At 63.8% G+C, this 10,965-nt stretch carries 11 protein-coding genes; 2 read left to right on the top strand and 9 right to left on the bottom strand.

Annotated elements, in window-relative coordinates:
* Positions 1-42: 42 nt before the first annotated feature.
* From BEK68_RS05420 to BEK68_RS25375, 4 genes are all read right to left on the bottom strand, one after another.
* Positions 43-1,104, bottom strand: coding sequence for a porin (locus BEK68_RS05420; protein WP_024542110.1), 1,062 nt, complete (start codon positions 1,102-1,104; stop codon positions 43-45).
* A 260-nt stretch (positions 1,105-1,364) separates the two neighbouring features.
* Positions 1,365-2,093, bottom strand: a complete 729-nt coding sequence (locus BEK68_RS05425; RefSeq protein WP_024542111.1) for a GntR family transcriptional regulator — start codon at positions 2,091-2,093, stop codon at positions 1,365-1,367.
* A 107-nt stretch (positions 2,094-2,200) separates the two neighbouring features.
* Positions 2,201-2,491 (bottom strand): H-NS family nucleoid-associated regulatory protein, encoded by a 291-nt coding sequence (locus BEK68_RS05430; protein WP_004631395.1) that lies wholly within the window; start codon positions 2,489-2,491, stop codon positions 2,201-2,203.
* A 52-nt stretch (positions 2,492-2,543) separates the two neighbouring features.
* Entirely contained in the window at positions 2,544-2,867 is a 324-nt protein-coding gene (locus BEK68_RS25375; protein ID WP_137911023.1) for a hypothetical protein, read from the bottom strand.
* A gap of 90 nt (positions 2,868-2,957) precedes the next feature.
* Here BEK68_RS25375 and BEK68_RS25380 point away from each other — a divergent pair, with 90 nt between their 5' ends.
* Both BEK68_RS25380 and BEK68_RS05435 read left to right on the top strand, forming a co-directional pair.
* Positions 2,958-3,317: a hypothetical protein gene (locus BEK68_RS25380; RefSeq protein WP_024974276.1), complete on the top strand. Its 360-nt coding sequence runs from the start codon at positions 2,958-2,960 to the stop codon at positions 3,315-3,317.
* A gap of 137 nt (positions 3,318-3,454) precedes the next feature.
* Positions 3,455-6,124: a putative bifunctional diguanylate cyclase/phosphodiesterase gene (locus BEK68_RS05435; RefSeq protein ID WP_024542112.1), complete on the top strand. Its 2,670-nt coding sequence runs from the start codon at positions 3,455-3,457 to the stop codon at positions 6,122-6,124.
* Positions 6,125-6,192: 68 nt separating this feature from the next.
* On the opposite strand, the gene BEK68_RS05440 is transcribed toward BEK68_RS05435, so the two are convergent.
* The 5 genes from BEK68_RS05440 to BEK68_RS05460 all read right to left on the bottom strand — a co-directional run bounded on the left by BEK68_RS05440 (position 6,193) and on the right by BEK68_RS05460 (position 10,811).
* Positions 6,193-6,396: a hypothetical protein gene (locus tag BEK68_RS05440; protein ID WP_009277078.1), complete on the bottom strand. Its 204-nt coding sequence runs from the start codon at positions 6,394-6,396 to the stop codon at positions 6,193-6,195.
* 511 nt (positions 6,397-6,907) lie between these two features.
* The gene (locus tag BEK68_RS05445; RefSeq protein WP_024542113.1) at positions 6,908-7,504 is read right to left on the bottom strand and encodes a nucleotidyltransferase family protein; all 597 of its coding nucleotides are present in this window, start codon (positions 7,502-7,504) and stop codon (positions 6,908-6,910) included.
* Complete coding sequence (locus BEK68_RS05450; RefSeq protein WP_004631390.1) at positions 7,504-7,938, bottom strand: organic hydroperoxide resistance protein; 435 nt, start codon at positions 7,936-7,938, stop codon at positions 7,504-7,506. Before BEK68_RS05450 ends, BEK68_RS05445 begins: the two co-directional genes overlap by 1 nt.
* 151 nt (positions 7,939-8,089) lie before the next feature.
* Positions 8,090-10,333 (bottom strand): xanthine dehydrogenase family protein molybdopterin-binding subunit, encoded by a 2,244-nt coding sequence (locus tag BEK68_RS05455; protein WP_024542114.1) that lies wholly within the window; start codon positions 10,331-10,333, stop codon positions 8,090-8,092.
* 19 nt (positions 10,334-10,352) lie between these two features.
* Positions 10,353-10,811: a (2Fe-2S)-binding protein gene (locus BEK68_RS05460; RefSeq protein ID WP_004631388.1), complete on the bottom strand. Its 459-nt coding sequence runs from the start codon at positions 10,809-10,811 to the stop codon at positions 10,353-10,355.
* Between the last annotated feature and the right edge of the window lie 154 nt (positions 10,812-10,965).

The raw sequence follows: 10,965 nt of genomic DNA on the forward strand, positions 1-10,965 counted from the left end.
TCGAGACGCGGGCGGCGACAAGGAAAGCAGAACGCGAAAGGCTTAGAACTTTGCGCGGATGCCTACGCCGAAGGTGTCGGCCGTCGAGAGGTCCGACACCTTGTCGCGGAAATACGCCGCATACACATCGGTGCGCTTGGACAGCGAATAGTCGTAACCGATCGCCCAGGTGTTGCGCTTCACGTCGGCTGCACCCGAGGTCTTGGTGTAGGCATACGACGCCAGAACGCTGCCCGGGCCCACCGGAATCGACACACCCAGCTGGCCGCCGTTGCTCTTGGCGTCGCCGGTGCTGATCGTGTTCTTGATGTACTGGTATTGGCCGTACAGCTTGACCACGCCAAAGTCATACGTCGCGCCCAGTTGCCCTGCCGTCTGGCGCGCAAAGCCCGCCACCAGGCTGTTCAGATCGCCCGGCGCGCCGTCGTAGCGCACCTGCTGGAACGCCGCCGTGGCCGCAAAATTGCCGCGGAAGAACAGCAGGCTGCCGCCCCACTTGTTCTGACCGTTGTGACCAGCCTGCTCGCCAGCGCCGTAGATCAGGGTACCTGTCAGGCCGCCCATGTCCGGCGTGGAATACATGATCGAGTTGTCCCAGCCCGAATCGCCCACCAGGCCCGAGATGCCCGCGACGCCCGAACGGCCGTTGCCGAGGTAGGTGTGGAACACCATCGGCGAGAAGGTGTACGAATCGATGAACGGGTTAAACAGGATCGTCGAAACGAAGTACGGCGGCGTGTTGCGGCCGAGCTTGATCGAGCCCCAGGTGTTCGACTGCAGGCCGACAAACGAATTACGTGCGAAGAAGTGGTCGCCATCAAAGCGGCCGGACTTGCCCGTATCAGGGCGGAAGAACGCTTCCAGCGTGAAGATCGCCTTCAGGCCGTTGCCCAGATCTTCACTGCCCTTCAGGCCCCAGTACGACGTCGACATGCCGCCCGAGTTGACACCCCATGCGCGGTCCTGGCCCAGGTTCTTGGTGGCGCCCGCCCAGGCATCCACCTGGCCGTACAGCGTCACAGACGATTGGGCCTGCGCTGCGCCTGCGGTCAAACCGGCGGCGGCAGCCAGCACGGCCAGCGAAAAACGTCGCTTGAGTTGCATTGTTGAGTTCTCCCTCTTGTGGTTCCGGTGTGTTGAATCGACTGAATCAGCTTCGAGGCGGCAGGTGGCTCAACCCGCCGCCGCTGAGATGGCGCCGTGAATGCAACTGCCGTGCCAATACGTTGTTGGCAAAGCGTCGCTTCACAAATGAATGCGTTTTCCTGGGAAGGGGCGCAGACTAGCTTGAATACCCTAGGGGGACAAGTCCCCATTGCGGGGTGTGTGGCGCCGTTTCTGCACCGGTGTGGCGCAGTGCGCTTTCAGTCGTTTTGAAGCACGCGGATATCGACTTCACGCGTATAGCGTTCAGGAGAAAAATCGCAGTACGTGATGGAGATCGGCACGTCGGCGAGGCTGTAGCCGATGCGGCGCACACGCACCAGCGGCACGCCCGCTTGCACGCCGAGCTGCGCGGCTTGGTGGGCATCGGCCACACAGGCCAGCGGCGCCTCGCGCGAGCGCGCGATGGTCAGGTTGGCGCGCTGGAAGACCTGCACGAACAGACGATCTTCGAAGTCGCGCGCCTCAAGCATCGCCGCGAGTCGGGACGTCAGCCACGTGCGCAGCAGCATGATGGGCTGGCCATCCACCTGAGCGCGGCGCTCGACAAACGCGACCTGCCCGCCCACCGCCAGGTCAAGCGCGGCGGCCACGGTTTCGTCGGCCTGCTCCAGTCGAAATGCACTGACCGTATAGACGGCGCCCGGCACGTATTCCAACGCAGCATCGGACTGGCCCGGCGCGTACAGCACCGGCCGATGTGGCCCCACGCGGTCGAGCACCACGCTGCGCTGCCCCCGCGAGCGCCTGAGCAGCCCGCGCGCCGCCAGTTCGTTCAGTGTCCGGCGCGCCGTCAAACGAGATACGCCGTAGCGCTGGGCGACTTCGTTCTCGCTGGGCGCGACACTGCCGGCCGGCAGCGTTCCATGCAGGATGTCGAGCCGAATGCAGTCGGCCAGTTCGAGGTATTTGGGCAGGCGGGGCGTCATGCCTTCCTTATACAGGAACGCTCATCACGCGCAGCAACGCAAATGGCCCACCGGGCAGGTGGGCCATTTGCATTGCTGCACTTGCGCGTCAGGCAGGGCCTGACGAATCAGGCGATCAGGAATTTATCGCGGTTCTTGCCGATCCAGGCCGGAGCACGGCCGCGGCCGGACCACGTTGCGCCTGTCTTCGGGTCACGATACTTCGCCGGCACCGGCGCCTTCGCACCGGCACGGCGACCGCGACGCTGAGCCAAGCCCAGGTCTTCAGCCGTCAGGCCATATTCGGCAACCGTCTGGCGCACTTGCTGGATAACCGCTTCCAGTTCCTTGGCACGCGCAGTTTCGATCTGCTCTTCCAGTTTGGCCTTTTGTGCAACCAATTCCTTGTATGTCGCCATATGCGCTCCCAATAAATTCCGGTGTGAAGTCTGGTGTGGATCAGATATTAGATCAATTGTATTCATAACTGAAATCAAATTTCAACGTTTTTGATCGTGGCCCTTCAAACCGCTCCACTAAGCCAGGAATCAACTCGTGGCACACCAGATGCTCAGTTTCAACCGGAAAGTCGAATTGACGCATCGGATTAGCGTACGCGATCATGCAAGGCAGCAAACTGGTATCGCGCTTCATTTCAGTGCCACCACCATAGCAAGCGCTGCCGGGTCCCGCAATTCCGGCTTTCGGCGCAAGCGGCAATCTGCAGCATCGCAGCAGTACAGCAAACGCAATATCAATTGATGCGCAAGCCTCCGGCCAGGCATGCCATTGCACCGCGATGGCCCCGTCATGGCATGCCCATTTGAGGGGGCGGTAAAACGATTCAAAGCACCACCCTCTTGGTTGCAGTTGGATGAGACAACGATGAATTCGCCCTTGCCGCGTCGTTTTTACTATCTGCTTTTGGTCTTTGGCGTACTGGCAGGCACCCTGTTTGTCGCCGCGACCGTTTTCTTTCCAGAACGTTCAGTCGAACGGATCAGCGCTTATTTCATCCTGACAATGGGAACATGCATGTTGATGTGTGCAATCGGGTTGACACTGACACATCACTGGATCGATCAGCATTTCGCCGCGCAGGAGAGTGGACATGGCCCGCATGCCCAAATGGAACCGTCGCTCGCACCAGACCCGCAGCCAATCGTTTTGAAACCCGCGCGACAAACGAACAACTGCGCGTCTGACAAAACGCATTCAGAATGTGTTGTATCGACCACAAACTAGACTTTGCGCCGCGCACGACTTTTGCGCATCATGAATAGCATTGCCCCCGACTTCCGGTAGCCGGCGTTCTCGCGGCCAGTGTCGGCCGAAGTCCATGCTGAGTGAGATGCCGGGCAATGCCTCAGTTGGAGCGTGGGATGCCAGACGAAATTTCCTACCCGTTGTCGGCGCAAAGCCTTCCGGTTCCGCTCTATGTGGTGCTTGAAGGCCGCATCGTCTTTGCCAATGCAGCCGGTGTTTGCATGGTGCGGGCGCTGTCCTCCGACCAACTGCTCGGCGAGCCCTTCTCGCGCTTCTTCCAGGACATTCCCGCATGGCTGGAGGCCCGTACCGGAGAAGACGCCGATGCGACGCAGCCCGATGCTCGGGCCATTCCGGCAGCACAGCTCGTCTCCGCCCTTTCTGCCGGCGATTCCAACGAGGTGGTCAGCGTCAGGCTGACGGTGACGCCAACCCGCTTTGATGGGCTGCCAGCGCAGCAGGTGGTCGTGCACGGGTTGCCGCTGCCGCTCGATGCGCAATTGCCGGGCAAGGCCGGCGAGCGCGTGCTGAGCGCCGAAGCCATCGGTGCAGCGCTGCCGCACGAGCATCTTGATCATCTGCTTTCCACGCTGCCGTCCGCCGCCTCGCTCGGCGAGCGGCTGCATGCTGCGCTGCGGGCGCTGGAGGCTGCCTTGCCGTCGGCGCTGTGCGTCGTGGTGCGTGTCGTCTCCGGGCGGGCAAGGCTCTATGGCACACAGCGCGCCCGGGCGAAGCTGGCATTGCGCGACGACCACGCGGCGCACCTGCCCACCGCGGCACAGGGTGAGTTCGATATCGAACTGGCCCGCATCGCGCCGCTGCTCAATGAGCTAGCGCCCATCGAACTGGTTCACGAAGCCAATGCGCCCACGGCTCTGCACGAAGCACTTGTCCGCGTGTTAGACACCGCGCATCCGACATGGCTGTGCCGCATCCCGGCTCAACATGGCGGCATGGCCGTCGCCGATGATCTGCTCTGCCTCTTCTTCCCAACTGCCAACCCGCCCGACGACACAACGCTGCGCGCAGACTGCGGCCGCTACATCGCCGCCTTGGTCAAGCTGCTGCGCCTGGAGAATGAATATCGCCAGTCCCGCGAGCTGCGTGATCAGTACCGGCTGGTCGTCAATCATCTGAGCGAAGGCGTGCTGACGCTGTCCACCGACGGCCGCGTGCTTTCGTACAACCGCAGCGCGGCGGACATCTTGCGCATGTCGGGCGCGTCATGGAAAGGCCGCCCGCGTGTGGCATTGAACGACATGATGTTGGGTGAAGACGGCGCCATCCTGCCCCGCGCCGCATGGCCCTCCACCCTGGCGGCTCGCACGGGGCGAGCGATCAGCAACGTCGTCGTGGGCGTGCCGGCCGGCAATGGGCAGATCGTGTGGCTGCGTGAATCGGTGCTGCCGATGTTCTCGCCGGACAGCGCATCCCCGCACGCGGTGCTGGTCATCTTTACCGACATCACGGCCGAGCGTTCCGCCTACGAGCAGCTGCGCCTGCTGGAGACCAAGGATTCGCTCACCGGCCTGCCCAATCGCGCGGCGTTCATCGAGCGGCTCGACGCGCGGCTGGCGCTGCCGTCCACCGGGGAATCCGCACTGCTGTATATCGGGCTGGACCACTTCAAGACCGTGAACGAGGCGATGGGGCACCACATGGGCAACCAGGTGCTGAACATGGCGGCGCAGCGCATCCGCGGCCAGGCGGGCCAGCGCGCGCTGCTGGCCCGCCTCGGTGGCGACCAGTTCTGCGTGGCCATCGATGACCCGAACGCTGCCGACACGCTTGCACAACAGGTGCTCGACGCGCTGGCCCGCCCCTTTACCGGTGGCGAACGTGAAGTGCATCTGTCGGCCAGCATCGGTGTGGCGGCCTACCCGGAAGACGGCGGCGATGCGGCCACGCTGGTCAGCCATGCCGAAGCCGCCATGTACCGCGCCAAGGAAAACGGGCGCAACCGCATCACGCGGTATTCGCGCGCGCTGGAAACACAGATGCTGCGCCGCTTCACACTCAACGAGCGCATGCGGCGTGCGCTGGCGCGCGGTCAGGTGCGGCTGGTGTATCAGCCGAAGTACGCACTCGACTCAGGCGAACTGGTGGCGGTTGAAGCGCTGATGCGGTGGTCCGACCCCGAACTGGGCGCAGTGTCGCCCTCCGAGTTCATCGACGTGGCAGAAGAGTCGGGCTACATCCTCGAACTCGGCCGCTGGGCACTCATGCAAGCCTGCGCGCAGGGCGAGGCATGGGCACGAAAGTTCGGCTTCACGGGGCGCATGGCGGTGAATGTGTCCGCGCGGCAATGCGATGCGGGCGTGATCGAGCGCGACGTCGATGAAGCGCTCAAGGCTTCGGGCATGGCGCCCGGCCGGCTGGAACTGGAACTGACGGAAAGCGTGCTGCTGGCCGACCGGCAATCGACACAGCGCCTGCTCATGAGCCTGGCCGCGCGGGGCGTGCGCATCTCGCTCGATGATTTCGGCATCGGATTCTCGTCGCTGTCGTATCTGCGCAGCTTGCCGATCCACAACATCAAGATCGATCGTTCGTTCATCAGCGGCGTGCCTGGGGTGCCCGACTGCGTGGCGCTCACCAAGACCATCATCGCGATGGCCCGCGCGCTGAACATGACGGTCACGGCCGAAGGTGTGGAAACCCCGGAGCAAACGGCTTTCCTGACCGCACATGCGTGCGACGAAGTGCAGGGCTTCCTGTTTGGGCGGCCGCTGGAAGTGTCGGCACTGGAAGAATTGCTGCGCACCCGAAGCCGCGCACAGGTATAAAAAAACGGACCCGAAGGTTTAACCCCGGGTCCGTTTCTTTTTGAGTCGACGCGCAGGTCGAACCGAAATCAACGCGTCGATACGTTGCCCACCAGGCCGCCCAGTGCGGCACCGCCCAGCGTGGCACCCGGGCCGCCAATCAAAGCAGCGCCGGCCAACCCGCCCACACCCGCACCAATGGCGGTATTGCGTTGACGTGCCGTCATGTCGGCACAGCCGGTTGCGGTCAGCAACGTCGCACCGGCCAGCAGAATCGTCAGTACCCGAACCATGTTTTTCTCCTTGAATGCGTCGGTCGCGATCAAGCCATCGCGTATCGGAAGTTTGGCCAACGGGTGCCGGACTTGCTGTTTCAAGTTGTAATCAATCGTTGCAATGTGCAGGGCGGGCGCGTCTGAGAGGCCGTGCCGCATTCGCAAGCAGCGCCGACCAAAAGCCGTCGCCACGCCGCTCGGATGGTGTTTCCCACAGACTTATCCACATGTTCTGTGCATAACCGGCGCCGCCTGCCGAGACCCAAACCACAAAAGGGCTTGACGGGTTTGGGCAAACATGCAGCGCACGTAAAACCTGTGCACCCGCACAAAGTTATCCACATTCGGCAGCCCTGTTACATCGTGCAACAAACCCTTTTCCGTCAACTGCTTGCGGGGGGTTTTGCAAGCGGTGTGCGCGCTGCTGTGGACAAGTGGGATTGGCCGAAAACGCGGCTTTTGTTAGCCAATCTTCGCAGGACCGCCTGCATCAGCCCCGAACACCCCATGCCCACGGGCAAACGTTCGATCAGCGGGCCAGATCGGCCGGCGTGTCGACGTCGCGCAGGATGCCGGCGTCATCGGTCTCGATTCGGATGAGCTTGGCAGGATCGATCAGCCGCCGCGCGCCCTCGTCGCCGTCGAGCGCTGTCAGGCCCGCGAAGAAGTCGGCCCCGAAGCCGATCGGGTGGCCCCGCTGCCCGGCATGAAAGGGCGCAACGCAACCGTGTGGATCCACTGCGTTGGCGACTTGGGTGATGGTCTCGGGGGCAATCCACGGCATGTCGGCCAGGGCGATGATCCACCCGCCGGCTTGCGGGCGTTCGGCTACGCCGGCAGCCAGGCTGGCGCCCATACCGCGTGCAGCATCGGGACAGCGCAAGACTTCGCAGCCGGCCTCGGCCAACAGCGTTGCCAGTTGATCGACCTGCGCGCCATGCGTGGCGGCGGCGGGCACCACTGCCACCACATCGCCCAAGGCCTGCATCAGGTGCCGCGCGGCCTGCACCGCCACGGGGGTTCCATCGGGCAGCGGAGCAAGCAGCTTGTTGGCCACGCCCGCCGCATCAAACCGGCTGCCACGGCCTGCGGCCAGCAACACACCAACAACAGGCCGCTGCGGCATCAGACCACCTCGGTCTTGAGGGTGACTTCCACGTTGTTGCGCGTGGCGTTCGAATACGGGCACACCTGATGCGCCTGGGCCACCAGCTTCTCGGCATCAGCTTGCGAGAGCCCGCCGATCCGCGCGGTGAGCCCCACCTTCAGGCCAAAACCGCCTTCATCGCGCGTGCCGATGCCCACATCGCAATGGATTTCGATATTGCTCGGGTTGAGCTTGAGCATGCTCTTGGCGACAAAGTCGCACGCCGAACCGAAGCACGCGGCATAGCCCGCGGCAAATAGGTCTTCGGGCGTGGTGGTGTTGGGCTTGCCGGGGCCGCCCATGGCCTTGGGCACCGACAGGTCGTGCGAGACCTGGCCGTCTTCGGTTTGCGTGTGGCCGTTGCGGCCGCCTGTGGCCTTGGCGTGGGCGGTGTACAGGATATTCAATGCCATGACATGCTCCTCCGGTGGGTGAACGACGCAATCGCGGACGCAAGAATCGGTCCGCAAAACTGGGGGGATACGAGGCTGCAAGAACAAGAAAGCCGGCACACAGGACTGCATGCCGGCTTCCATCACATCACGCGATGATGACAACTAGAAACTAAACCGTGTCAAACGGCAGCTTGCGCTGACGCTTGCCGGTCAGGGTGAACAGCGCATTGGCTACCGCCGGTGCAATCGGCGGCGTGCCGGGCTCGCCCAGACCGGTCGGGTTGTCTTCCGACGGCACGAAGAACACGTTCACCGGCGGCGCGTCGGGCATGCGCACGGGTGGGAAGTCGGTGAAGTTGCTGTTCTTGGTGGCACCGTTTTCGATGTCGATGGCAAAGCCGGGTTGAATCATCGCCAGACCGAACACGCACGCGCCCTGGATCTGCGCTTCCGCGCCCATCGGGTTGACCACGCGGTTGGCATGCACGCCGGCCGTGACGCGATGCACGCGCGGCTTGCCCTGGTCGACCGACACCTCAACCACGTACGCCACCACCGATTCGAACGACGCATGCACCGCAACGCCCCAGGCCTGACCCTTGGGCAGCTTGCGCTTGCCGTAGCCGGACTTGTCGACGGCGAGCTGCAGCGCCGAACGATGGCGTTCATGTTCCTTGCCCGTAAAGCGCGCGAGGCGGAAAGCGACGGGGTCTTGCTTGGCCGCGTGCGCAACCTCGTCAACCATCGTCTCCATCACGTAGGCCGTATGCGTGTGGCCCACGGAACGCCACCACAGCACCGGCACGTTCACGTCCGGATGGTGCACCGTCAACTGCATCGGGAAGCCGTAGTCGTTTTCGATCACGCCCTCGACCATGGTCTCGTCCACACCGTTCTTGACCATGAAGGCTTCGAACGGCGTGCCCTTGAGGATCGACTGACCGACGATCACGTGGTCCCAGCCGACGACCTTGCCGCTGTTGTCCACGCCCACGTTGACGCGGTGCAGGTGCATCGGGCGGTAGTAGCCGCCGCGGATGTCGTCTTCGCGGCTCCAGATCACCTTGACGGGGCCGTTGTGCCCAGCTGCCGCATAGGCCTTTGCCACGTTGGCCGCTTCAACCACGTAGTCCGACGTGACGATCGCGCGCCGGCCAAAACCGCCGCCCGCCATCATCGTGTTCAGCTCGATCTTCTCGGGCGATACGCCGAGCACCTTGGCGATGGCACCCTGGTCAATGGTCTGGAACTGCGAGCCGACCCACACCTTCGCGCCCGTGGTCTTGCCGCCGTCCTTCTGCAGATCGATCGTGCAGTTCAGCGGCTCCATCGGCGCGTGCGCGAGGTACGGAAATTCGTAATCGGCCTGAATGCGCGTTGCGGCAGATTGGATTGCGCTCACGTCGCCAGCCTTGGCCACCGTTCCGGGCTGGCCGGCGAGCTTCTTGTACTCCTCCATCAGCGCCGGTGTGGACACCGTCGAGCCGGCGTCTTCCCACGTGACCTGCAACGCATCGCGGCCCTGCTTGGCTGGCCAGTACCCGTCGGCAATCACGGCGACGCCCGTGCCGCCACGGTCGGTCGGGATCTGCAGCACATCAACCACACCCTTGACCGCCTTAGCCGCAGCCACGTCGTACTTGGCCACCTTGCCGCCAAAGCGCGGCGGGCGGGCCAGCACCGCCACCTTCATGTTGGGCAGGCGCGTGTCGAGGCCAAACTTGAGCGAGCTGTCGAGCTTCGCGCGCGCATCGAGGCGCGGCGTCGGCTTGCCGACGATGCGGAACTGCGACGGGTTCTTCAGCGTGACCTGCGCCGGCACCGGCAGCGCCATCGCGGCCTGAGCAAGCTCGCCGTACGTGGCGCGGTGGCTGCCCGACGTGACCACACCATTGGCGGTGCGGCATGTCGACGGATCGACCTTCCAGCGCTCGGCCGCCGCCGAGATCAACATGGCACGCGCGCGGCCGCCCAGTTCGCGGTATTGCTGGAACGAGTGATTGAGCGCCGTCGAGCCGCCCGTCATCTGGATCCCGAAGCCCGGGTCCTTGTATGGGTCGCCCGCGGGCGCCAACATGCCGCGCACATTGCGCCAATCGACATCGAGTTCTTCAGCCAGCGCCATCGGCAATGCCGTGTGCACGCCCTGACCGAACTCCAGCCGGTTCACCGCTACGGTGACGGTGTTGTCCGGCGCGATGATGATGAACGCCTGCGGCGGCGATGGCGGCTTGGCCTTTGCGTCCTGCGCGCCGGCCAGCACCGGTGCCACGCCCAGGGCCAGGCCGCCGCCGGCCAGCGTCGTGAGTTTCAGAAAGCTGCGGCGATCAAGCGTTGCCGACCCGGCCTCCGCAGAGGCGGGTTGATGTTGCGCGCCGCCACCGGCCAGCGCTTCAAGATTTCGAATACGCATCGTGAATTCTCCGGTGGGCTCAGGCGAGCGATTTCGCTGCGTCGTGAATGGCCGCGCGAATGCGTTGGTACGTCGCGCAGCGGCACAGGTTGCCAGCCATCGCGCTGTCGATGTCGGCGTCGGTTGGCTTCTTCTTGGTGCGCAGCAAACCCACCGCGCTCATCATCTGGCCGCTTTGGCAGTAGCCGCATTGCGCCACGTCGTGCTTGACCCAGGCATCGAGCACGGCCTTGCCGACCTTGTCGTCGGCGATGTGTTCAGACGTGGTGATCTGCTGGCCGGCCACCGCAGAGATCGGCAGCACGCAGCTGCGCGTGGGCTGGCCGTTCAGGTGCACCGTGCAGGCGCCGCACGAGGCGACACCGCAACCGAACTTCGTGCCTGTCAGACCGAGGTTGTCGCGCAACGCCCAGAGCAGCGGCGTCGATGGATCAGCATCAACTTCCACCGGTTTGCCGTTGATGTTCAACGTGACCATTGGGGGATTCTCCTTGTGGGGCGTGAGGGGTCTTGCCGCTATAAACCCGCTGATATAGCGGGCGGGCGGCATGAACGGGGTGTATTAAAGCAGGTTCGGATGGGTTCTGCTGGCGCCCACGTCACATGGTTTCTGGCTGGCGGGCGGCCTTTTT

The sequence above is a fragment of the Ralstonia pickettii genome (assembly GCF_001699815.1).
Lineage (GTDB): Bacteria > Pseudomonadota > Gammaproteobacteria > Burkholderiales > Burkholderiaceae > Ralstonia > Ralstonia thomasii.